Consider the following 22,723-nt stretch of genomic DNA (forward strand, 5'->3'; position numbering starts at 1 on the left):
GAGAGCCCGGCACCGCGTGCGGTGCCGGGCTCTCGTGCGTCCGAGGCCCGCAGGAGCCGGCTACGGGGCCTCGAGGCGGACCGTGATCGAGGAACCCCCGTCGGCCAGCTCCTCGACGCCCACCAGCGTGTGCCCGCGCATGCGGGCCCACGCCGGCACGTCGAGGCGGGCCGCGGGATCCGTGGCCAGCACCGTGAGCAGCGCCCCGGCGGGCAGCTCGCGCGCGGTGCGGGCCAGCCGGATCACGGGCATCGGGCAGCGCTCGCCGCGCGCGTCGACGACCACCGGCTCGGCGGACCCGGTCACAGGCCCTCGACCCCGAGCACGGCGCGGACCCGTGCGACAGCGCCCGGCAGCACGTCGAGGAACCGCTCGACGTCCGCCGCGGCGACGTCGCGGGGGAGCGTGAGCCGCACGTTCCCGTGGGTCAGCACCCCCATGGCTGCGAGCACGTGGCTCGGCTCGAGCGAGCTCGCGGTGCAGGCCGATCCCGACCCGACCGCGAATCCCGCACGGTCGAGCTCGCCGACGAGCGCCTCGCCGTCGACGTACAGGCACGAGAACGTCACGACGTGGGGGAGCCGGTCCTCGGGATCGCCCACCACCTCGACGTCGGGCACCTCCGCTGCGACCCGTTCGCGGATGCGTCCCACGAGCGCGCGACGGCGGGCGTCGTCCGCGGCCTGCGTCATGAGCACCTGCTGGAGCGAGACCGCCGCGGCCAGCGCTGCGGGGACGCTGACCCCGCCGGGGGCCCAGCGGTCCTCGTCCTCGGGCCAGTCGGGCGCACGGCGCACCCCGGTGCGCGTCACGAGCACCCCGACGCCCGCCACCGAGCCCCAGTCGGCGGGGTCGGCCGCGAGCAGGTCCCAGGAGCCCGGGACCTCGACGTGACCCAGGGCCCCGGCGGCGTCCACGAGCAGCGGGACGCCGGCGCCCCGGGCGAGCTCGTGCGCCTGCTCGACGGGCTGGCGCGTGCCGACCTCACCGTTCGCAGCCTGCAGCGCGGCGAGCGCCACCCCGGGTGCCGCGACGGCCTCGGCCCACGGGGCGAGGTCGACCCGGCCGACCCGGTCCACGGGCACGTCGACGCGCCGACCGGTGACAGGCGTCCACGGCTGTGCCACCACGAACGACGCCGTGTCGAGCACGGCCGCCCGCTCGACGGCCCCCACCACGACGTCCCGGCCGGCGCGCCGCCGACCCCGGGCGACGGCACGCACCCCGGCGTGCAGGGCCAGGGTGTGCGACGGCAGCAGGTCGACCTCCTCGGTGCGGGCGCCGACCGCGGCGGCGATCGCCTCGCGCGCGCCGTCGAGAAGCAGCCGGGCGCGGCGGCCCTCCGAGTGCAGCCGTCGCGGGTCCGCCCAGCCCTGGTCGAGGGCCTGGAGGAACGCCTCACGGGCCGCGGGAAGCAGGGGAGCGCGGCCGCCGGCGTCGAGGAAGACCCGCCCAGAACGGGTGGTGTCGGTCACACGTGCCTCCGTGCTGCGAGGCGTCGGGCGAGGGGTCGGTACGGGTTCACCTCGGCACCGTAGCGCGGCAGACCGCGCGTCCCCGCCCCGCGGGCGGCCCGCGGAGGCACCCCACGCCACCCGCCAGGTGATGACAGATCGTCGTCATCAGCGCGCCGTGGGCACTCCTCGGCCGCTACATCACGCTAGGCTGCTCGCGTCGAGGACGAAGGTCCCAGGTGACGGCTGCCCGACGAGGTGGTGGCACAGTACCCGGGACGTGAGTGAGAGGTCCCCAGTGCGCTCGCAGAACCCCAGCCGGAACCGGCGCCCAGCCCTGAAGTGGGCGGGCCTGGTCGCCGTTGCTGTCATCGCCCTGTCGGGATGCTCCGCGGAGGTCCGGCGCGGCTTCCTTCCCGGGTACACCGACGGGCAGGTGACCAACCAGACCGGACGCATCACCAACCTGTGGGTCGGGTCGTGGACCGCCGCCCTCGTGGTCGGCATCATCACCTGGGGGCTGATCCTCTGGTGCGTCACCGTGTACCGGAAGCGCAAGGACGACGAGACGCTCCCCGTCCAGCTGCGGTACCACGTGCCGCTCGAGGCCATGTACGTGATCCTGCCGATCATCATGGTCGGCGTCCTCTACTACTTCACCGCGCGCGACCAGTCGGAGATCCAGTCCAACGAGGCGAAGTCCGACCTCACCGTGCAGGTGGTCGGCAAGCAGTGGAGCTGGGACTTCAACTACCTGACCGACGACGTCTACGACACGGGCGTGCACGCCCAGGACATCGGCACCCAGGGTGTGCTGACCGAGCAGCCGACGCTGTGGCTCCCGGTCGACGAGCGGGTCCAGTTCGTGCTCAACTCGCGTGACGTCATCCACTCGTTCTGGGTGCCCGCGTTCCTCTACAAGCAGGACATGTTCCCGGGCCGCACCAACCTGTTCCAGATCGTCCCGACCCGCGTCGGCGAGTACGTCGGCAAGTGCGCCGAGCTCTGCGGCGAGGAGCACTCCTCGATGCTGTTCAACGTCAAGGTCGTCGAGCGCGACGAGTACGACGCCCACGTCGCCGAGCTGCGCGAGAAGGGCCAGACCGGCGCCCTGGGGCTCGAGTACAGCCGGCTCCAGCAGCTCGACAGCGTCACGCAGAGCGCCACCGAAGGGGCAGACAACTGATGGCCACCGCAACCGTCGAGCAGATCCCCGGGCTGGCGCCCAGCCGCCAGACGCTCGGCCGCACGGTGATCAAGTGGATCACCTCGACCGACCACAAGACGATCGGGTACATGTACCTGATCTCGTCGTTCCTCTTCTTCGCGTTCGGCGGCGTGCTCGCACTGCTGATCCGGGCCGAGCTCTTCGAGCCCGGCATCCAGATCGTGCAGTCCAAGGAGCAGTACAACCAGCTCTTCACGATGCACGGCACGATCATGCTGCTGCTGTTCGCGACCCCGCTGTTCGCGGGCTTCGCGAACGTGATCATGCCGCTGCAGATCGGCGCGCCCGACGTCGCGTTCCCGCGGCTCAACATGTTCGCCTACTGGCTCTACCTCTTCGGCGCACTCATCGCGTGCGGCGGCTTCCTCACCCCGCAGGGAGCGGCGTCGTTCGGATGGTTCGCCTACGCGCCCCTGTCGAACGCGATCTACTCACCGGGGCTCGGTGGTGACCTGTGGGTCTTCGGGCTCGCGATGACCGGCTTCGGCACGATCCTCGGCGCGGTCAACTTCATCACCACGATCGTCACGATGCGCGCGCCCGGCATGACGATGTTCCGGATGCCCGTGTTCACGTGGGGCACGCTCGTCACCGCGCTGCTCGTGCTGATGGCCTTCCCGCCGCTCGCCTCGGCGCTGTTCGCGCTCGGAGCGGACCGACGGCTCGGAGCCCAGGTCTTCAACCCCGAGAACGGGGGAGCGCTGCTCTGGCAGCACCTGTTCTGGTTCTTCGGGCATCCGGAGGTCTACATCATCGCGCTGCCGTTCTTCGGCATCGCGTCGGAGATCATCCCGGTCTTCAGCCGCAAGCCCCTGTTCGGCTACAAGGGGCTCGTCTACGCGCTCATCGCGATCGCCGCGCTGTCGGTGACCGTGTGGGCCCACCACATGTACGTGACCGGCGCTGTGCTGCTGCCGTTCTTCTCGCTCATGACGATGCTGATCGCGGTGCCCACCGGGGTGAAGTTCTTCAACTGGATCGGCACGATGTGGCGGGGGAAGCTCACCTTCGAGACCCCCATGCTCTGGACCATCGGGTTCATGGTGACGTTCCTCTTCGGCGGCCTCACGGGTGTCATCCTCTCGAGCCCCGCGCTCGACTTCCAGCTCTCGGACTCCTACTTCGTCGTGGCGCACTTCCACTACGTCGTGTTCGGCACCGTCGTGTTCATGATGTTCGCCGGCCTGTACTTCTGGTGGCCCAAGTTCACCGGTCGCATGCTCAACGAGCGGCTCGGCAAGATCCACTTCTGGATGCTGTTCGTCGGCTTCCACGCCACGTTCCTCGTCCAGCACTGGCTGGGCGTCAGCGGCATGCCGCGTCGGTACGCGGACTACTCGCCGCAGGACGGCTTCACGTGGATGAACCAGCTCTCGACCGTCGGCTCGGTGCTCCTCGCGGCCTCGACGCTGCCGTTCCTGTGGAACGTCTACATCACCTGGCGGCACGCGCCCAAGGTCACGGTCGACGACCCGTGGGGCTACGGCGCGTCGCTCGAGTGGGCCACGAGCTGCCCGCCCCCGCGGCACAACTTCTCGTCACTGCCGCGCATCCGCTCCGAGCGCCCCGCGTTCGACCTGCACCACCCGGAGATCGCCGCGCTCGACCACGCCCAGCCGAACACGGGTGTGCTCGACGAGCTGCTGGGCGACGCCGACCGACGCGGCGAGCAGGAGCTCGTCCAGGAGCGGGTCGCCCAGGGCACGGGTGAGCCCGAGCAGTCCGCCACGCACGTGACCGACGCCCCCGACGAGGGCCAGAAGCCGGAGGACCAGCGGTGATCTTCGAGTCCAAGCTCTTCCTCTACGGGCTGCTGTTCTTCCTGCCCGTCGGCCTGGTGTACGGCATCTGGAGCCATGGCGAGCCCATGGGCACGCTCGGGATCCCGCTCGTCGGAGCGCTCGTCGGCATGATCGGCGGGTACTTCGCCCTCCTGTCGCGACGGATCGACCCGCGGCCCGAGGACGACCCGAACGGCGAGATCGAGCAGGGTGCCGGCGACCAGGGCGTGTACAGCCCGTGGAGCTGGTGGCCGCTGGTGATCGGCGGTGCTGTGGCCCTGACGTTCCTGGGCATGGCTGCCGGGTGGTGGATGGCCTACATCGGCGCCGCGTTCGGCGTGATCGGCCTGATCGGCTGGGTCTTCGAGTTCTCCCGAGGACAGCACGCGCACTGACCCGCGATCCGTCATAGCGACGCACGCACGACCACGGCGCCCCCGCTCAGCGGGGGCGCCGTCGTCGTGCGTGCACAGGGGCCGCGCTCCGACACGCTTTCGACCCACTGCTCGACCAGACCAACGCAGACCACAACGCTGAAGACCTCGCTCGGCGACATCGCCACCTGCGATCGCCGACTAGAGCCATTGCCCTGCGCGTCCGCGCGGCGCGGCGCCCAGGCGACGGCAGGACGGCCATGGCCGGGTACGACAGACGCCGGTGGCCCTGGGGGTCACCGGCGTCTGTCTGTGGAGCGAGGAGTGCTCAGCGCGGGACGATGAGTCCCGCCGTCTGGGTGCGCGCGCGCTCGAAGCGGGCCGCGGCGTCCTCCCAGTTGACGATGTTCCACCAGGCCTTGATGTAGTCGGCCTTGACGTTCACGTAGTCGAGGTAGAAGGCGTGCTCCCACATGTCGAGCAGCACGATCGGCACGAGGCCCAGTGCGATGTTGCTCTGCTGGTCGTAGAGCTGCACGACGATGAGGCGCTCACCGATCGAGTCCCACGCGAGGATCGACCAGCCGGAGCCCTGGATGCCCGCGGCGTTGGCCGCGAAGTGCTTCTGGAACGCGTCGAACGAGCCGAAGAACTCGTCGATCGCGGCGGCCAGGTCACCCGTGGGGCGGTCGCCGCCGTTCGGGGAGAGGTTCAGCCAGAACGCCGAGTGGTTGACGTGGCCCCCCAGGTTGAAGGCCAGGTTCTTCTCGTGCAGGTTCACGCTGGACAGATCGCCCGACTCGCGCGCCTCGGCGAGCTTGGCCAGGGCGGCGTTGGCGCCGGCGACATAGGCGGCGTGGTGCTTGTCGTGGTGCAGCTCCATGATGCGACCCGAGATGTGCGGCTCGAGGTCCGCGTAGTCGTAGGGCAGATCCGGGAGTGTGTAGTCAGCCATGCGTGATGCCTCTCCTACCTCTGCTCGCATCGAAGGGTGCGAGTCGACGGGGTGCTCCGAATATAGGCCGGGCGGCGCGCTCCGCGAGGGTGCGCGCCGCCCGGACAGGACAACTGTGGACCAGGTTCAGCGATTCCGCTCGTCCGTGCCCGTCTCAGGGACCGGACCGCCGCCGACCTCGGACGTGACCTGGGCGGGCGCGTGCGAGGTGCCGGGCTCGAGGGTGTCGTGCTCCCCGTGCGAGTGCGCTGCCGAGAGCTCGGCAGGGGTCACCGGCTCGACGCGGTCCTCGAAGAAGGTGCGCGACAGGCGCTGCTTGAGCCGGTCCTTGCGGTAGCCCTTGCGACGCACGCCGCGGGAGTCCTCGGCCGGCTCGATCTCGAGCGGGCGCGGCGGGTCGTAGGCGACACGCACCCACTGCTCGTACTCGTCGAGCGGGCGGTGCACCTCGACGTACTCACCGTGCGCGAACCGCACGATGCGCCCGGTCTCCTGACCGTGCAGCACGATCTCGCGGTCCTTGCGCTGCAGGCCCAGGCAGATGCGCTTGGTGACCCAGAACGCGAACGCGGGGCCGACGAAGAGCAGGATGCGGAACGCCCAGGTGATGTCGTTGATCGACATCTTGAACAGCGTCGCGATGATGTCGTTCGAGCCCGCCAGCACGAGCACCAGGAACGCCGTCAGGAACGACACCCCGAACGCGGTGCGGAACGGTGCGTTGCGCGGCCGGTCGAGCACGTGGTGCTCGCGCTTGTCGCCGCTCACGGCCGCCTCGATGAACGGGTACGTGGCGATCGCGACGAACAGGATGCCCGGCACGACCATCGCGGGGATCAGCACGTTGAGCGAGAGCGTGTACCCGGCGATCACGACCTCGGCCTGACCTGGCATGAGGCGCAGGGCGCCCTCGAGGAACAGCATGTACCAGTCGGGCTGAGCGCCGGCGGACACCGGGGACGGGTCGTAGGGCCCGTAGTTCCAGACCGGGTTGATGGTCATCGTGGCCGCCATGAGAGCGATGACCCCGAAGACGATGAAGAAGAAGCCGCCGGCCTTCGCGGTGTACACGGGGAACAGCGGGTAGCCGACGACGTTCTTGTCGGTGCGGCCCGGCCCCGGGTACTGGGTGTGCTTGTGCAGCACGACGAGGAACAGGTGCAGCCCGATGAGCGCGAGGATCAGCGCCGGCACGAGCAGGATGTGCACGGTGAACAGGCGCGGGATGATCTCGGTCCCGGGGAACTCGCCCCCGAACAGGAAGAACGACATGTAGCTGCCGATGAGCGGGATCGCCTTGACGACACCGTCGGTGATGCGCAGGCCGTTGCCCGAGAGCACGTCGTCGGGCAGCGAGTAGCCCGAGAAGCCGGCCGCGAGGCCCAGGATCATCAGCACGAAGCCGACGACCCAGTTGATCTCACGGGGCTTGCGGAACGCCCCCGTGAAGAACACGCGCATCATGTGCGTGACGATCGAGGCCATGAACAGCAGCGCGGCCCAGTGGTGGACCTGACGCATGAGCAGACCGCCGCGCACCTCGAACGACAGGCGCAGGGTCGAGGCGAAGGCCTCGGACATCTCGACGCCCTGCATCGCGGGCCACGGACCGTCGTACTGCACCTCACCCATGCTCGGGACGAAGAACAGCGTGAGGAACGTGCCCGAGATCAGCAGGACCACGAAGCTGTACAGCGCGATCTCACCGAGCAGGAACGACCAGTGGTCGGGGAAGATCTTGCGGGCGAACTCCTTGACCGCGCCGCCGATCCCGGTGCGCTGGTCGAGGTAGTCGGCGGTGCCGGCTGCTGCCCGCGCGCCGGGGCTGGTCGTGCTGGTGCTCACTTGAGACGCTCCCAGAAGCTCGGGCCGACGGGCTCAAGGAAGTCGGACTGTGCGACCAGGTAGCCGTCGTCGTCGACCTCGATGGGCAGCTGGGGTAGGGGACGCTTGGCAGGGCCGAAGACGACCTTTGCGCCGTCGGCGACGTCGAACGTCGACTGGTGGCACGGGCACAGCAGGTGGTGCGTCTGCTGCTCGTACAGCGCCACGGGGCACCCGACATGGGTGCAGATCTTGGAGTACGCGACGATGCCATCGTACGACCAGCCCTTGCGGTCCTCGGCCTCCGTGAGGTCCTTGGGGTCGAGCCGCACGAGCAGGACGACGGCCTTGGCCTTCGCCTCGAGCTTGTGGGGCGCCTCGTCGAGGTTCTCGGGGATGACGTGGAACACCGAGCCGATGGTCACGTCGGCGGCCTTGATGGGCCGGCCGGCCGGGTCGGTGGTCAGTCGGACGCCCTTGCGCCAGATCGTGTGCTTGAGCTCGCCGACGTTCCACGTGCCGCCGACGCCCGTGACGAGCGGCACCGCGATGGTGAGGGGGAACAGCGCGAGCGCCGTCACGACCGCGCCCTTGAGCACGCCGCGCCGCCCGATGCCGGAGTCCTCAGCACCTTCCTTGAGGACCTCGACGGCGGCCTCGCGCGTCTCGTCCGAGCTGCGCTGCGTGTGGCGCATCTCGACCTTCTCGTGGTCGTTCATGAGCGTCTTCGCCCAGTGCACGGCAGCGGTGCCGATGCCCATGAGGCTCAGGAACAGGCCCAGGCCGAGCAGGAAGTTCGACTGTCGCATGCTGCCGGGGGTGTCGCCCGGGGGCACCAGCGCGTAGGCCACGATCATGCCGATGGTGCCGATGATCGAGATCGTGAACAGTGCCACGACCTGCCGCTCGGCGCGCTTGGCGGCACGGGGGTCCACGTCGGCCTGCCGCGCCTTGTGCGGCGGGAGGCCGGGGTTCTCGAAGTGGGCCGGGATCGGCGTCGTGGCGTCGTGGACCACGACCTCGTTGCCGTCGCCGTTCCCGGGGTTCTGCTGCGTGCTCACGAGGACTTCGCTCCGATCCAGACGGCTGCTCCGATGAGCAGCCCCATGCCGACGACCCACACCCACAGGCCCTCGCTCACGGGTCCGAGGGACCCGAGGTTGATGCCACCGGGGGAGGGCTCGGACTGCAGCGCGACGTAGGCGATGATGTCGCGCTTCTCCTCCGAGGTGAGGTTCGCGTTGTTGAAGACGGGCATCGACTGCGGGCCCGTGAGCATCGCCTCGTAGAGGTGCGTCGGGGTCGTCTCCTGGAGCGAGGGCGCGTACTTGCCCTCCGACAGGGCGCCGCCCGCGCCGACGGCGTTGTGGCACATCGCGCAGTTGGTGCGGAAGAGCGCCATGCCGTTCGCCGAGTCACCCTTCGACGGGTCGACCTGCTCGGCGGTGGGGATGCTGGGGCCGGCACCGAGCGAGGCCACGTAGGCGGCCAGCTGCGCGGTCTGCTCGGCGTCGAACTGCGGCGGCTTGGCCTGGGCCTGCGGGCCGGACATCGCCAGGGGCATGCGGCCCGTGCCGACCTGGAAGTCGACGGCTGCGGCGCCCACGCCGATCAGCGAGGGTGCGCTGCTCGTGCCCTCGGCGGACGGGCCGTGACAGGTCGCGCAGTTGGCTTGGAAGAGCTTGTCGCCGGCAGCGATGTCGTTCGCGTCGGTCGCTGCGTCAGCGGCGTCGGCCGACGACGGCATGGCGACCGCGTACAGCGCGCCGGTGGCCAGCAGCGCCAGCAGGAGCAGCACGATCGGCGCGTGCCGATGGTGCCTGCGGGCTGCGAGTGCTTTCACGGATCGTTCCTCGTCTCGCACGGTGGGTCAGGGTGAAGGTCTTGAGCGGGGTGTCGCCGCGTCACTGCAGCAGGTAGATGACCGAGAAGAGCGCGATCCACACGACGTCGACGAAGTGCCAGTAGTACGAGGTGACGATCGCCGTCGTGGCCTCGTGGTGGCCGAACCGCTTGGCGGAGAACGAGCGGCCCAGCAGGAAGAGGAATGCGATCAGGCCGCCGATGACGTGCAGGCCGTGGAACCCGGTCGTCAGGAAGAACACCGAGCCGTAGGGGCTCGACGAGATCGTCAGGCCGTTCTCGACGAGCTCGGCGTACTCGAGCACCTGCCCTGCGATGAAGATCGAGCCCATGACGTACGTCGCCGTCATCCACTCGTTCATGCCCCACCGGCCGACCTGGTACAGGCGCCCCGAGCGTGCGGGCTGGAAGCGCTCCGCGGCCCATACGCCCATCTGGCAGGTGACCGACGAGAGCACCAGCACGATCGTGTTCCCGAGCGCGAACGGGACCGTCAGGTGCTCTGTCTGCTTGACCCACTCGTCCGGCACGGCCGACCGCAGCGTGAAGTACATCGCGAACAGGCCGGCGAAGAACATGAGCTCGCTGGCAAGCCACACGATGGTCCCGACCGATACGGGGTTCGGGCGGTTGACGCTCAGGTGAGCGGAGGTGCGGGGGGCAGCCGTTGCAGTCGACACGTCGGACAGTATGGCTGAAGACGGGCCCGCATGGGTCGTTAGACCTAGGCGCGCCGCGCGTTAAATGTCACACCGTCACATTCCGAGGACCTTCCGGCGCGTGCGAACGCGCCCAGCGCCCTGAGCACGTCGGTCATGCCAAGATGCACCCGAAGGCACGTCGACGACGAGTGAGGAAGCACCATGAGCACGGCCGAGCCCCACGAGCAGGCTTCCGAGGAGCGCGTCCACGCGCCGCGCGTCCTCGTGTACAGCGACGACGTCGACGCGCGTCAGGAGGTGCTGCTCGCCGTCGGCCGTCGCCTGGGCCGCGGCGCTCCCGACATCGCCTGGACCGAGGCCGCCTCTCCCGCCGCTGTGATCGCCGAGGCGTCGACGGGCACCTACGACCTGCTCATCCTCGACGGCGAGGCACGCAAGACCGGCGGCATGGCCGTCTCGCGACAGCTCAAGGACGAGGTCTACAACTGCCCGCCGGTGCTCCTGCTCACCGGACGTCCGCAGGACGCCTGGCTCGGGTCGTGGTCCAACGCGGACCTCGTGATCAGCCGACCGCTCGACCCCGAAGTGCTGCAGCGCGCCGTCGCCGGTCTCCTCACCGCGGGGGCCCCGGCCTGATGTCGGTCGCGGTCACCTGGTCCGATCTCCTCACGGCCCTCGTGTCCGGGCGCGACCTGTCGCGCGAGCAGACGGCCTGGGCGATGGACGAGGTCATGTCGGGCGAGGCGTCGCCGGTCCGCGTCGCCGGCTTCCTCGTCGCCCTGCGTGCCAAGGGCGAGACCGTCGAGGAGTTCACGGCGCTGGCCGACACGATGCTCGCGCACGCCCAGCACCTCGAGGTGCCCGGCCGGACCGTCGACATCGTGGGCACGGGCGGCGACCGGGCGCACACGGTCAACGTCTCCACGATGGCGGCCCTCGTCGTCGCCGGCGCCGGCCTGCGCGTGGTCAAGCACGGCAACCGTGCGTCGTCGTCGTCCTCGGGCTCGGCCGACGTGCTCGAGGCCCTCGGCATCCGGCTCGACCTGCCGGTCGAGCGGGTGCAGGACCTCGCGACCGAGATCGGCATCACGTTCTGCTTCGCGCAGGTCTTCCACCCGTCGATGCGTCACGCGGCGGTCGCCCGGCGCGAGCTGGGCATCGCGACGGCGTTCAACTTCCTCGGTCCGCTCACCAACCCGGGTCGTCCGTCCGCGACCGCGATCGGCGTGGCCGACGCGCGGATGGCGGGGATCATGGCGGGCGTGCTCGCCGCCCGGGGGACCAGCGCCCTCGTGTTCCGGGGCGACGACGGGCTCGACGAGCTCGCCCCGACCGGGCTGGCGCACGTCTGGGAGGTCCGCGACGGGCTCGTGGCCGAGCACGTCGTGGACGCGGTCCGGGACCTGGGCCTCGCACCGGTGACGATCGCGGACCTGCGCGGCGCCGACGCCACGTTCAACGCGCGCGTCGTGGAGGACGTCCTCAGGGGCGACCAGGTGCCCGCGCGCGAGACCGTGCTGCTCAACGCGGCGGCTGCGATCGTCGCGGACGGCACGCTGCCCGGCACCGCGGAGGGCACGCTGCTCGATCGGTTGGCCGCGGGGCTCGACCTCGCGGCACGCTCGGTCGACGACGGCGCCGCGGCCGACGTGCTCGCACGGTGGAAGGCCGCCACGGCCGTCTGACCCCCCCGCAGCATGCCCGCAGGCCCCGGTCCGTCCTGGACCGGGGCCTGCGCCGTGCGGGTCTCAGTCCTCGAGGCCGAGGTCGAACGCCTGCTCGAGGTCGTGCTTGGAGTACGTGCGGAACGCGATGAAGGTCTGGGTCCTGACCACGCCCTCGACCTTGCTGACCTGGTCCGCGATGACGTCCGCCAGCTCGTCGTGCTCGCGCACCCGCACCAGCGCGATGAGGTCGGCGCCACCGGTCACCGAGTAGACCTCGCTCACGCCGGGGACCTCCGCGATCGCGGCGGCGGCCTCCGGGATACGGGCGGCGTCGGTGTCGATGAGGACGATCGCAGTCAGCATGGCCACATCATGCCGCGCCGGTGGCACCGACGCCGACCGCCGCCGACGGCGCGTCGCCCGCGTCGTCCGTGGTGCTCCCGGCCTCGGTCGGACCGGTCCGGGCCGCGGCGACGTGCGCCACGGTCGCGGAGGGGTCGGCGAGCGCCTGGGCGCCGCGCACGGGGCAGCTCCACCCGTCGTCGAGGTGCACGAGCCGTACCCCGGGCGACTCGAGCCACGCGAGCACGAGGTCGGTCTCCTCGGGGTGCGCCGCCGGGGCCGGGGCCACCGGGGCCTCGACGTGCTCACCGGCGAGCTGCAGCGCGCGGATGCTGGGCCAGGGGTCGGCGCCCCGGGTGGTCGTCGCGGTCCCTGCGAGCCGTCCGTGCCGCACCAGGACGAGCTCCCAGCCGCCGCGCTCCCCGGGCCGCGCGGCCACGAGCTCGGGGCACCGGGCCAGCGGCGCGAGCCGCTGGGCGCGGCCGGCTCCCCGTACGAACGCGGCGAGGCGGTCGCGCACCCCCGCGGCCTCCTCGAAGCGTTCCTGCGCCACGAGCAGCGCGAGGCGCTCGGCGTGCGCCGCGACCACGGGCGCCGGGTCGCCGAGCATCGCGTCCCGCACCCGCGCCGTCACCTCGCGGTAGGACTCGGGGCTCTGTGCCCCCGTGCAGGGGGCACCGCACCTGCCCATGCCCGCGAGGGCGCACGAGCTCGCACCCGGCGGGGCCACGAGCGGCAGCCGTCGGGTGCACTGCCGGATCGGGAACGACTCGTGCAGGGCGTCGAGCGCCGCCTGGGCCGTGCCGCGGGAGGCGAAGGGTCCGATGTACGCCGTCTGGTCGGGGTCCTCGTCGCGCACCTCGCGCACGATCGAGAGCCGGGGGTACGGCTCGGACGTGAGGCGCACCCACGGCATGCGTTCGGGGAAGCGGGACCGCCGGTTGTAGCGCGGGGAGTGCTCGGCGATGAGCCGCAGCTCGCGGACCCGGGCCTCGAGCGGGGTCGCGCACACGACAGGTGTCACGGCGTGCGCGAGCTGGACCATCTCGGCCATCCGGCGACGCTTCTCGGAGGCCGTGAAGTACGTGCGCACGCGGGCGCGCAGCGACGTGGTCGACGTGCCGACGTAGAGCACCTCGTCGCCCGGGCCGCGGAACATGTAGACGCCCGGCGCGTCGGGCAGGTCGTCGGCCAGGTGACGCTTGCGCCGGACCGCGTCAGGCACCGGGTCGGTCGCGGTCGCCAGGTCCTCGAGGTGCGTGACGCCCAGCGGCGCGAGCCGGTCGAGGAGCGCGTGCAGCACGTCGACCGTCGCGCGGGCGTCTGCGAGCGCCCGGTGCTCGGGGGTGACCGTCGCGTGGAACAGGGCGGCCAGGGTGCCGAGCTTGTGGTTCGGGGCCTCGTCGCGCGTCACGACCCGGCGGGCGAGGCGCACGGTATCCACCACCTGGGCACCCGGCCACGCGTGGTGGGTCTGCGCCGCGGCGGCCCGCAGGAACCCGATGTCGAACGGCGCGTTGTGCGCCACCAGCACCGCGCCCTGCGCGAACTCGAGGAAGCTCGGCAGCACCTCCTCGATGCGCGGCGCCTCGACGACCATCGCCGTCGTGATGCCCGTGAGCACCGAGATGAACGCCGGGACGGGGCCGCCCGGGTTCACCAGGGTCTGGAACTCGCCCAGCACCTCGCCGCCGCGCACCTTGACGGCACCGATCTCGGTGATCGCGGACGTCTGCGGGGTGCCCCCGGTCGTCTCGAGGTCGACCACGACGAACGTGACGTCCGAGAGCGGGGTGCCGAGCTCGTCGAGCGCGAGCTGCACGGGCCGGCCGGACGGGGGGTAGGTGAGGTCGGCACGTCCCGAGGGCGGGGACGGCGGGTGGAACGGCATGGCGTGCACGGTATCCGCCGGTGCCGACACGTCCGGTCGGGGGTGCCCGCCTAGGGTGGGCGCATGAGCGAGGACCCGCACGACGACGCAGCTCCCGGGATGTCCGGTGAGCTGCCCGAGGAGGTGCGGGCCGGCCTGGTCCGTACCGCGGCCGAGGTGCTGGGGACGCTCGACGCCGCGGCGGTTCCCGCGGGCCTTCGGCAGGTGCAGCGGTTCGCACCCCGCCGCCGCGCGAGCGCCGGTGCTCAGCCGCTGTGGCACGCGCTCGAGCACGACGACGCGTTCCGCGGGCGGGTCGCGCGGGTCTGGAGCCACGCCCGGCCCGAGCTCGCGGACGCGCTCGTCGCGGGGGCCGGTGACCCGCCCGACACCGGTGCGCTCGCCAGGCTCGCGTCGGCCGAGCCCGCCGAGGTCGCGGCGGGGGCGTGGCTGCTGCGACCCGAGGGGTGGCCCGAGCTCGCGCGGCAGGCCGCAGCACGCCTCACCGCGCCCCACGAAGCCCCGGGCGGCCCACCCGTCGACGCGCTCCTGGCCACCGCGGGGCGTCGGGCAGAGCGGGCCGAGGCCGAGGCCGCCCGGCTGGTCGTCGAGCTCGGCACCGCACGGCTCGAGGCCGCCCGCGCGCTCGACGAGGCGGCCACGCTGCGCCGCGAGCAGCGCCGGCTGCGCTCGGACGCCGACCGGGCACGCAGCGAGGGGCGCCAGGCCCTGGCCGCGGCGCAGGCCGAGCGTGCCGAGGCCGAGCGAGCACGGGCCGAGGCCGTCGCGGCGTCGACCCGTGCGGACGAGCAGCGCAGGGCGGCGGCCGCCGAGCACGTCGCGGCACGCGGCGAGGTGCGCCTGGCCCAGGACGTCGCCACGGTCCGGGCCCGGCTGCTGCTGGACACGCTGGTGGACGCCGGTGCGGCGCTGCGCCACGAGCTCGCGCTGCCACCGGTCGACGTCCGTCCCGCCGACGCCGTGGCCCCCCGCGCAGCGAGCGGGGGGTCGCGCCCCACGTCACGGGGGCGCGAGGTGCAGGACCCGGCGCTGCTGGACGAGCTGCTCGCGCTGCCGCACGCGCACCTGGTGGTCGACGGCTACAACGTCACGAAGTCGGGGTACCCGCAGCTCACCCTGACCGAGCAGCGTCGCCGGCTGGTCGACCAGCTCGCGAACGTCGCGGCCCGCACCGGCGCCGAGATCACGTGCTGCTTCGACGGTCAGCCCGGGTCGCGGGCCCCCGCCGGGACGCCCGGGACGCCGCGCACCCTGAGGGTGCTGTTCTCGGTGGGAGAGATCGCGGACGACCTCATCCGTCGGCTCGTGCACGCCGAGCCCGCGGGCCGGGTCGTGGTGGTGGTCACGAGCGACCAGCAGGTCGCGAACGACGTGCAGGCCGCGGGGGCGTGGGCCGTGCCTGCCGAGACGCTGCTGGCCCGCCTGTCGCGCCTGTAGACCGGCCCGGGCCCCGCGCCACCGCGGAGGCGGTGCGGGGCCCGGGGCGGCCGCTCGAGGTCAGCTGTCGACGCGGGCGGCGTCGTAGAGCGCGTCGATGTCTGCCGCGAAGTCCTTGACCACCTGCGCGCGCCGCACGCTCAGCTTGGGCGTGAGGTACCCGTTCGCGATCGTGAGGTCGGTCGCGAGGACGCGGTACCTGCGGATGGACTCGGCACGCGAGACGGCCCGGTTGGCACGCTCGACACCCTTCTCGATCGAGGCGAGCACCTCGGCGTCGAGCGCGGCCTCCGCGATCGTGATCTCGGTGCGCCCGTGCGCGGCGAGCCAGCCCGGCAGCCCTTCGGCGTCGAGCGTGACGAGCGCCCCGATGTACGGGCGGGCGTCGCCGACCACCACGACCTGGCTGATGAGAGGGTGGCTGCGCAGGCGGTCCTCGAGCACGGCCGGGGCGACGTTCTTGCCCGCCGCGGTCACGATGATCTCCTTCTTGCGACCCGTGATCCGCAGGTAGCCCTCGTCGTCGAGGGTGCCCAGGTCGCCGGTGCGGAACCAGTCGCCGTCGAAGACCTCGGCGGTCGCGGCGTCGTTGCGGTGGTACCCGCGGAAGACGTGCGGGCCGCAGACCTCGATCTCGCCGTCAGCGGCGATGCGCACCCCCGCGCCGGGGAGCGGGGGACCGACGGTGCCGATCTTCGTCAGGCCGGGCCGGTTGACGGTCGACGGTGCTGTCGTCTCGGTCAGGCCGTACCCCTCGAGCACCCTGAGGCCGATCCCGCGGTAGAAGTGGCCCAGGCGCTCACCGAGCGGCGCACCGCCCGAGATGGCCCACTCGACGCGGCCGCCCAGCGCTGTGCGCAGCTTGGAGTAGACCAGCACGTCCGCGACCTTGTGCTGCAGGCGCAGGGCCAGCGCGGGGCCGTGCGGCGCGTCGAGGGCCCGCGAGTACGCGATCGAGGTCGCCGCGGCCCACTGGAAGATCTTGCGCTTTCCGCCCGCCGCGGCCTTCTGCTCGGTCGAGTTGTAGACCTTCTCGAACACCCGCGGCACCGACAGGATGAACGTGGGGTTGAACGAGGCCAGGTCGGGCAGCAGGTTCTTCGTATCGGGCGTGTGGGCCAGGACGCAGCCGGCCGGCACGCACAGCACCTCGACGAAACGTGCGAAGACGTGCGCCAGGGGCATGAACAGCAGGGTGCGCGCCCCGGGGGTCTGCACCACCTCGCCGAGCCCTTCGACCGCGTTGCGGGTCAGCACCACGAAGTTGCCGTGCGTGAGCTCGGCGCCCTTGGGTCGTCCCGTGGTGCCCGACGTGTAGATGATCGTGGCCAGGTCGTCGAGGCGGGCGAGCCCCCGCCGGCGGACGATCTCGGCGTCGTCGACCTCGCCCCCCGCAGCGCGGAGCAGGTCGAGCGCGCCGTCGTCGATCACGAGCACGTCGGTGAGGTCCGGGGCGTCGGCGCGCGCCTCGGCGACCGTCGCGGCGTGGGCGTCGTTCTCGACGAACAGCATCGACACGTCGGCGTCCGTGGTGATCCACAGCACCTGCTCGACGGACGAGGTCTCGTACACCGGGACTGGGACGGCACCCGTGGCCCAGATGGCCCAGTCGAGCAGCGTCCACTCGTAGCGCGTGCGCGACATGATCCCGACGCGGTCGCCCGGTGCGACGCCCCGTGCGACCAGACCCTTGGCCACGGCGACCACGTCGGCGTCGAACTGCCGCGCGGTGACGGCCTCCCACGGACCGTCCTCGGTGCGCTTGCGCTCGATGAAGGTCGCGTCGGGCATCGCGGCGACGCGTGCCGCGAGCAGGTCGTTGAGGTTCTCGTCGGGATCGACCTCGACGAGGGCGGGGGAGCGGTACTCGTCCATGCTGACTCCAGTGGCAGGTGGGCGAAGCGAGAAGATCCACGATACCGGGACCTTCGTACCGGCCGCCGACTTCCGTCGACGGTTACCATGCCGGGGCGTCAGCGCCAGGACGTGGACGCGCCGAGGCGCGGGCGCACGCTAGCGTGAGACCCACATCTGGACCGGAGCACGAGCCCGGTTCTCCAACCACTCGCACAGCCCGGCACGACCATGCGGGGAGCAGGGACGGACATGCACGCCATCGGTGTGGACATCGGCGGAACGAAGATCGCCGCCGGGGTGGTGGACGAGGACGGCAACATCCTCGCCCAGACCCGGCGGGTGACCGAGCCCGACGACGCCGGTTCGATCGACAAGGCGATCGGCGAGATCTACGCCGAGCTGTCGTCGTCGTACGAGGTCGGGTCGATCGGCCTGGCCGCGGCCGGCTTCGTCTCGTCCGACCGCTCGGGCGTGCTGTTCGCGCCGAACCTCGCGTGGCGCAACTACCCCCTGGACGAGCGCGTCGGCGCCCTCGTCGGTGACGACGTGCGCATCGTGGTCGAGAACGACGCCAACGCGGCGGGCTGGGCCGAGTTCCGGTTCGGTGTCGGGCGCGACGTCGACGACATGCTCATGCTGACCGTCGGCACCGGGCTCGGCGGCGCGCTCGTGATCGGCGGCAAGCTCGTGCGCGGCGCCTGGGGCGTGGCGGCCGAGGTCGGGCACATGCGCGTCGTGCCCGGTGGGCACTACTGCGGCTGCGGGCACGAGGGCTGCTGGGAGCAGTACGCCTCCGGGAGCGCCCTGGTGCGTGACGCGCAGTCCGCGCTCATCACCCAGCCCGAGCGCGCTGCGCGCCTGCTCGAGCTCGTCGGGGGCGACGTCGACCAGCTCACCGGCCCGGACGTCACGCAGGCCGCCCAGGAGGGTGACGTGCTCGCGATCGAGCTGCTCGCCAACCTCGGCCGGTGGATCGGCGAGGGCTCGGCGTCCGTCGCCGCGCTCATCGACCCCGAGCTCATCGTGATCGGCGGCGGCGTCGGCGCTGCCGGCGACCTGCTGCTCGCCCCCGTCCGCAACGCGTTCGCCGAGCAGCTCTCGGCGCGGGGCTACCGCCCCGAGGCGCGCATCGAGCTCGCAGCGATGGGCAACGACGCGGGCATCGTCGGCGCGGCCGACCTCTCGCGCGTCTGAGGACACCGCGACACGCCGTGGGCGGGACCGCACGTCCTGCCCGCGGCGGGTCCGCTCAGACGACGGCGCCCGTGTCGTCGTCGGCGTCGTCCCGGCGGTTCGGCATGCGCCAGACGAGCACGCCCACGCCCAGCAGGAACACCACTCCTGCGGCCTGGATGAGCGCGCTCGGCGCGCCCTGCCAGGCGATGACGATCACGAGCAGGAGCACGGGCATGCCCCCCGCGGCCAGCCAGGCCATGGTCAGCAGCGGATCGCCGCCGAGCACCGGTCCGGGGTCGGGCGGGACGAAGTGCTCGTCCTCGTCGACCAGGGCCTCCGCCTCGTCGATCTGGCGGGTCCCGTCCCAGTCGCGCCCGGTCACGGAGGGCTCGTCGGCGGCGTCGTTCGCCGCCCGCACGACGCGGGGGTCGGACACCCAGGGGGCGACGGGGTAGGTTACGGCAGGACCTTGCGGGGCGCCCTGGTCGAGCTCTCCGAGCTCCGCGACGATCGCGGCCCAGCGCTCCTCGTCGGTCGGCACCGGCGCGACCGAGTCCTCCGCGGAGGCGTCGGAGCCGTGCTCGATGGCGTCGTCGTCGGGTTCTTCGGGGCCAGGTCCCATGGGAGCACTCTAGAGTCGGACACCAGGGCAACGGGCGCGCACGTCGTCCGCGGGCGCGAGGTCGGAAGGTGGCAGGTTGTTCTACTGGTTGATGAAGCGGGTCCTGGTGGGACCGCTGCTGCACCTCCTGTTCCGTCCATGGGTGCGGGGCGCGGAGAACGTGCCCGCCGAGGGCGGGGCGATCCTCGCCGGCAACCACCTCGCCGTCATCGACTCGTTCGTGCTGCCGCTCGTGCTCGACCGCAAGATCGTCTTCATCGGCAAGTCGGAGTACTTCACCGGCTCGGGGATCAAAGGCCGGCTCACTGCGGGATTCATGCGCGGGGTCGGGACCATCCCCGTCGACCGTGGCGGCGGCAAGGCCAGCGAGGCGGCGCTCACCACGGGCCTCAAGGTGCTCCAGGACGGCAACCTGTTCGGGATCTACCCCGAGGGCACCCGGAGCCCCGACGGGCGCCTGTACCGCGGCAAGACGGGCGTGGCGCGGCTCGCGCTCGAGTCCGGTGCGCCGGTGGTCCCCGTGGTCATGGTCGGCACCGACAAGGCCCAGCCGCTGGGCTCCAAGTTCCCCCGCCCGCAGCGCCTCGGCGTCGTGATCGGCAAGCCCCTCGACTTCAGCCGCTACGCGGGCATGGAGGACGACCGGTTCATCCTGCGCGCCGTGACCGACGAGATCATGTACGCGGTGATGAGCCTCTCGGGCCAGGAGTACGTCGACGTCTACGCCGCGACCCAGAAGGCGCGCATCGCGACCGGGCACCCCGCGGTCACCGCGGACCCTGCCGAGCACCTGCCCACCGCGCCCGGAGGACGGCCCGCCCCCGACGTCCAGGTTCCGGGACCGCCCGAGGACGACGCGCCCACCTCAGTAGGATGACAGTCGTCGCCGTCACAGACGGTGAGGGTCCCCCCGGACCAAGGGCCTGATCGTGGCCCGCGGCGAGCCTGCAACATCTGCAAGGCCAGCTGTGTTGAACAACGAGAGGTGTTTCTCATGTCGGTTCGTCGCGTCGCTCTCCTGACCGCAGGCGGCTTCGCCCCGTGCCTGTCCTCCGCCGTCGGTGGCCTCATCGAGCGCTACACCGAGATCGCGCCGGAGATCGAGATCATCGCCTACCAGTACGGCTACCACGGTCTGCTGACCGGGAACTCGATCGTCGTGGACGACGAGACGCGCTCGCGCGCGGGCCTGCTGCACGGCTTCGGCGGCTCGCCGATCGGGAACTCGCGGGTCAAGCTCACCAACGCCGCGGACTGCGTCAAGCGGGGTCTCGTGCAGGAGGGCCAGGACCCGCTCCAGGTCGCCGCCGAGCAGCTCCAGAAGGACGGCGTGGACGTGCTGCACACCATCGGTGGTGACGACACGAACACCACGGCCGCCGACCTGGCTGCGTACCTCGAGGAGCACGGCTACCACCTGACCGTCGTCGGCCTGCCGAAGACGATCGACAACGACGTCGTCCCGATCCGCCAGTCGCTGGGCGCGTGGACCGCTGCCGAGGAGACCGCGAAGTTCGCGGAGAACGTCATCGGCGAGCACCGCTCGGGCCCGCGCATGCTCATCGTGCACGAGGTCATGGGCCGGCACTGCGGGTGGCTGACCGCCGCCGCCGCGGCCGACTACCGCAAGCGGCTCGACAGCCGCGAGTGGGTCCCCGGCATCGGTGAGACGCGCGAGCGCTGGGACATCCACGCCGTGTTCGTGCCCGAGCTCGCGCTCGACATCGACGCCGAGGCTGCCCGCCTGCGCGGCATCATGGACGAGATCGGCAACGTCAACATCTTCCTGTCCGAGGGTGCGGGCATGCACGAGATCGTCGAGCAGCTCGAGGCGTCGGGCGCCGAGGTGCCCCGCGACCCGTTCGGCCACGTCAAGCTCGACACGATCAACCCCGGCGCGTGGTTCGCGAAGCAGTTCGCCGAGAAGCTCGGTGCCGAGAAGACGATGGTCCAGAAGTCGGGCTACTTCTCGCGCGCCGCGGCCGCCAACCCCGAGGACCTGCGCCTCATCAAGTCGATGACCGACTTCGCGGTCGAGTGCGCGCTCAAGGGCGACGCCGGCGTCATCGGCCACGACGAGGAGGACGGCGACCGCCTCAAGGCCATCGCGTTCCCGCGCATCGCGGGCGGGAAGGCGTTCGACGTCAGCCAGCCGTGGTTCGGCGCGATGCTCGAGGAGATCGGCCAGCCCCTCGTGCCCGCAGATCACTCATGAGCGTCGAGGCGGACCCGGAGGTCCTCCGGGGCCTCGACCACTGGCGCACGCTCAACGCGAGCCAGCAGCCCAGCTGGCCCGACGTCGACGCCGTCGAACGCGTCACGAACCGCCTGTCGGGGCTCCCGCCCCTGGTCTTCGCCGGTGAGGCGGACGCGCTGCGCGCCCGCCTCGCCGCGGCGGGCCGGGGCGAGGCGTTCCTGCTCCAGGGTGGGGACTGCGCCGAGACGTTCGCGACCGCCACGGCCGACAACATCCGCAACAAGATCAAGACGATCCTGCAGATGGCCGTCGTCCTCACGTACGGCGCGAGCCTGCCCGTGATCAAGATGGGTCGCATGGCCGGGCAGTACGCCAAGCCCCGCAGCTCGGACACCGAGACGCGCGGCGACGTGACGCTGCCCGCGTTCCGCGGCGACATCATCAACGGGTTCGAGTTCACCCCGCAGGACCGTCAGCCCGACCCGCAGCGGCTGCTCGAGGCGTACCACACGTCCGCCTCGACGCTGAACCTCATCCGGGCGTTCACGACGGGCGGCTTCGCGTCGCTGCTGCGGGCGCACGAGTGGAACCGCGGCTTCATGGCCAACCCGGCCTACTCGCGCTACGACGAGATCGCGGCCGAGATCGACCGGGCCATCCGCTTCATGGCGGCGTGCGGTGCCGACTTCGACGCGCTGCGGTCGGTCGAGTTCTTCTCGAGCCACGAGGGGCTGCTGCTCGACTACGAGCGGCCGCTCACGCGCATCGACTCGCGCACCGGGCTGCCGTACGACTGCTCGGCCCACTTCCTGTGGATCGGGGAGCGCACCCGGCAGCTCGACGGGGCGCACGTCGACTACTTCTCGCGCGTGCACAACCCCATCGGCATCAAGCTCGGGCCGACCACGACGGGGGACGACGCGCTCGCGCTCGTCGACAAGCTCAACCCGAACGCCGAGCCCGGGCGCATCACGTTCATCACGCGCATGGGTGCGGGCAAGATCCGTGAGCTGCTGCCGTCCATCGTCGAGAAGGTCGCGGCCGACGGCCGGCCTGTCACCTGGGTGTGCGACCCGATGCACGGCAACGGCATCACCTCGGCGAGCGGCTACAAGACGCGCCGCTTCACGGACGTCATGGACGAGGTCGCGGGCTTCTTCGAGGTGCACCGCGCGCTCGGCACCGTGCCCGGCGGGCTGCACATCGAGCTCACCGGCGACGACGTCACCGAGGTGCTCGGGGGCAGCGAGGAGATCGACGACGCGGGCCTGGCCCGCCGGTACGAGACGCTCGTGGACCCGCGCCTGAACCACCAGCAGTCGCTCGAGATGGCGTTCCAGGTCGTGGAGCTGCTCCGCAAGGCCTGAGCGCCCCACGTCGCACGACGGTGGCC

At 71.6% G+C, this 22,723-nt stretch carries 21 protein-coding genes; 10 read left to right on the plus strand and 11 right to left on the minus strand.

The annotated features are described in order from the left end of the window. Positions 1-60: 60 nt before the first annotated feature. Entirely contained in the window at positions 61-306 is a 246-nt protein-coding gene (locus ACGIF2_RS00415) for a sulfurtransferase TusA family protein (RefSeq protein WP_396042311.1), read from the minus strand. Continuing rightward, positions 303-1,475: a cysteine desulfurase family protein gene (locus ACGIF2_RS00420; protein WP_396042313.1), complete on the minus strand. Its 1,173-nt coding sequence runs from the start codon at positions 1,473-1,475 to the stop codon at positions 303-305. The genes ACGIF2_RS00415 and ACGIF2_RS00420 overlap by 4 nt, the downstream gene beginning before the upstream one ends. A 277-nt stretch (positions 1,476-1,752) precedes the next feature. On the opposite strand from ACGIF2_RS00420, the gene coxB reads away from it, so the two are divergent. From coxB to ACGIF2_RS00435, 3 genes are read left to right on the plus strand one after another with little or no spacing between them, the layout of a single operon-like run. Beyond that, entirely contained in the window at positions 1,753-2,640 is an 888-nt protein-coding gene (gene coxB, locus ACGIF2_RS00425) for a cytochrome c oxidase subunit II (RefSeq protein ID WP_396042436.1), read from the plus strand. Beyond that, complete coding sequence (ctaD, locus tag ACGIF2_RS00430; RefSeq protein ID WP_396042315.1) at positions 2,640-4,463, plus strand: cytochrome c oxidase subunit I; 1,824 nt, start codon at positions 2,640-2,642, stop codon at positions 4,461-4,463. Before coxB ends, ctaD begins: the two co-directional genes overlap by 1 nt. Continuing rightward, entirely contained in the window at positions 4,460-4,858 is a 399-nt protein-coding gene (locus ACGIF2_RS00435; protein ID WP_396042317.1) for a cytochrome c oxidase subunit 4, read from the plus strand. The genes ctaD and ACGIF2_RS00435 overlap by 4 nt, the downstream gene beginning before the upstream one ends. Positions 4,859-5,165: 307 nt before the next feature. On the opposite strand, the gene ACGIF2_RS00440 is transcribed toward ACGIF2_RS00435, so the two are convergent. From ACGIF2_RS00440 to ACGIF2_RS00460, 5 genes are all read right to left on the minus strand, one after another. Continuing rightward, positions 5,166-5,792, minus strand: a complete 627-nt coding sequence (locus ACGIF2_RS00440) for a superoxide dismutase (RefSeq protein WP_396042319.1) — start codon at positions 5,790-5,792, stop codon at positions 5,166-5,168. A 126-nt stretch (positions 5,793-5,918) separates the two neighbouring features. After that, positions 5,919-7,637: a cytochrome bc complex cytochrome b subunit gene (locus ACGIF2_RS00445; protein ID WP_396042321.1), complete on the minus strand. Its 1,719-nt coding sequence runs from the start codon at positions 7,635-7,637 to the stop codon at positions 5,919-5,921. Next, positions 7,634-8,677 (minus strand): Rieske 2Fe-2S domain-containing protein, encoded by a 1,044-nt coding sequence (locus ACGIF2_RS00450; protein ID WP_396042323.1) that lies wholly within the window; start codon positions 8,675-8,677, stop codon positions 7,634-7,636. The genes ACGIF2_RS00445 and ACGIF2_RS00450 overlap by 4 nt, the downstream gene beginning before the upstream one ends. Beyond that, on the minus strand, positions 8,674-9,459 hold the full coding sequence (locus tag ACGIF2_RS00455) for a c-type cytochrome (protein WP_396042325.1): 786 nt from the start codon (positions 9,457-9,459) through the stop codon (positions 8,674-8,676). Before ACGIF2_RS00455 ends, ACGIF2_RS00450 begins: the two co-directional genes overlap by 4 nt. A gap of 61 nt (positions 9,460-9,520) precedes the next feature. Beyond that, positions 9,521-10,168, minus strand: a complete 648-nt coding sequence (locus tag ACGIF2_RS00460; protein ID WP_396042438.1) for a heme-copper oxidase subunit III — start codon at positions 10,166-10,168, stop codon at positions 9,521-9,523. Between the two features lie 174 nt (positions 10,169-10,342). Here ACGIF2_RS00460 and ACGIF2_RS00465 point away from each other — a divergent pair, with 174 nt between their 5' ends. Next, positions 10,343-10,777 (plus strand): hypothetical protein, encoded by a 435-nt coding sequence (locus tag ACGIF2_RS00465; protein ID WP_396042327.1) that lies wholly within the window; start codon positions 10,343-10,345, stop codon positions 10,775-10,777. After that, a complete protein-coding gene (gene trpD / locus ACGIF2_RS00470) occupies positions 10,777-11,826 on the plus strand; it encodes an anthranilate phosphoribosyltransferase (RefSeq protein ID WP_396042329.1) in 1,050 nt (349 codons plus the stop codon). The genes ACGIF2_RS00465 and trpD overlap by 1 nt, the downstream gene beginning before the upstream one ends. 63 nt (positions 11,827-11,889) lie before the next feature. Here the strand turns inward: trpD and ACGIF2_RS00475 are convergent, their stop codons facing one another. Beyond that, positions 11,890-12,171 carry an Lrp/AsnC family transcriptional regulator gene (locus ACGIF2_RS00475; protein ID WP_396042331.1) on the minus strand — a complete coding sequence of 94 codons (282 nt, stop codon included), beginning with the start codon at positions 12,169-12,171 and terminating at the stop codon, positions 11,890-11,892. 7 nt (positions 12,172-12,178) lie between these two features. Then, entirely contained in the window at positions 12,179-14,041 is a 1,863-nt protein-coding gene (locus ACGIF2_RS00480; protein ID WP_396042333.1) for a DEDD exonuclease domain-containing protein, read from the minus strand. A gap of 63 nt (positions 14,042-14,104) precedes the next feature. Between ACGIF2_RS00480 and ACGIF2_RS00485 the strand changes: the two genes are divergently transcribed. Continuing rightward, positions 14,105-15,478 carry an NYN domain-containing protein gene (locus tag ACGIF2_RS00485; protein ID WP_396042335.1) on the plus strand — a complete coding sequence of 458 codons (1,374 nt, stop codon included), beginning with the start codon at positions 14,105-14,107 and terminating at the stop codon, positions 15,476-15,478. 60 nt (positions 15,479-15,538) lie between these two features. Here ACGIF2_RS00485 and ACGIF2_RS00490 read toward each other — a convergent pair whose 3' ends face one another. Continuing rightward, positions 15,539-17,353: an AMP-dependent synthetase/ligase gene (locus ACGIF2_RS00490; protein WP_396042337.1), complete on the minus strand. Its 1,815-nt coding sequence runs from the start codon at positions 17,351-17,353 to the stop codon at positions 15,539-15,541. A 231-nt stretch (positions 17,354-17,584) separates the two neighbouring features. On the opposite strand from ACGIF2_RS00490, the gene ACGIF2_RS00495 reads away from it, so the two are divergent. Further along, positions 17,585-18,529 carry an ROK family glucokinase gene (locus ACGIF2_RS00495; protein ID WP_396042339.1) on the plus strand — a complete coding sequence of 315 codons (945 nt, stop codon included), beginning with the start codon at positions 17,585-17,587 and terminating at the stop codon, positions 18,527-18,529. 55 nt (positions 18,530-18,584) lie between these two features. On the opposite strand, the gene ACGIF2_RS00500 is transcribed toward ACGIF2_RS00495, so the two are convergent. Continuing rightward, positions 18,585-19,133, minus strand: coding sequence for a hypothetical protein (locus ACGIF2_RS00500; protein ID WP_396042341.1), 549 nt, complete (start codon positions 19,131-19,133; stop codon positions 18,585-18,587). Between the two features lie 76 nt (positions 19,134-19,209). On the opposite strand from ACGIF2_RS00500, the gene ACGIF2_RS00505 reads away from it, so the two are divergent. From ACGIF2_RS00505 to ACGIF2_RS00515, 3 genes are all read left to right on the plus strand, one after another. Then, positions 19,210-20,010, plus strand: coding sequence for a lysophospholipid acyltransferase family protein (locus ACGIF2_RS00505; protein WP_396042343.1), 801 nt, complete (start codon positions 19,210-19,212; stop codon positions 20,008-20,010). 117 nt (positions 20,011-20,127) lie between these two features. After that, positions 20,128-21,348 carry a pyrophosphate--fructose-6-phosphate 1-phosphotransferase gene (locus tag ACGIF2_RS00510; protein ID WP_396042345.1) on the plus strand — a complete coding sequence of 407 codons (1,221 nt, stop codon included), beginning with the start codon at positions 20,128-20,130 and terminating at the stop codon, positions 21,346-21,348. Then, positions 21,345-22,697 (plus strand): class II 3-deoxy-7-phosphoheptulonate synthase, encoded by a 1,353-nt coding sequence (locus ACGIF2_RS00515; RefSeq protein ID WP_396042347.1) that lies wholly within the window; start codon positions 21,345-21,347, stop codon positions 22,695-22,697. The genes ACGIF2_RS00510 and ACGIF2_RS00515 overlap by 4 nt, the downstream gene beginning before the upstream one ends. The last annotated feature ends 26 nt before the right edge of the window (positions 22,698-22,723 follow it).

The organism is Cellulomonas sp. P22, from assembly GCF_044392165.1.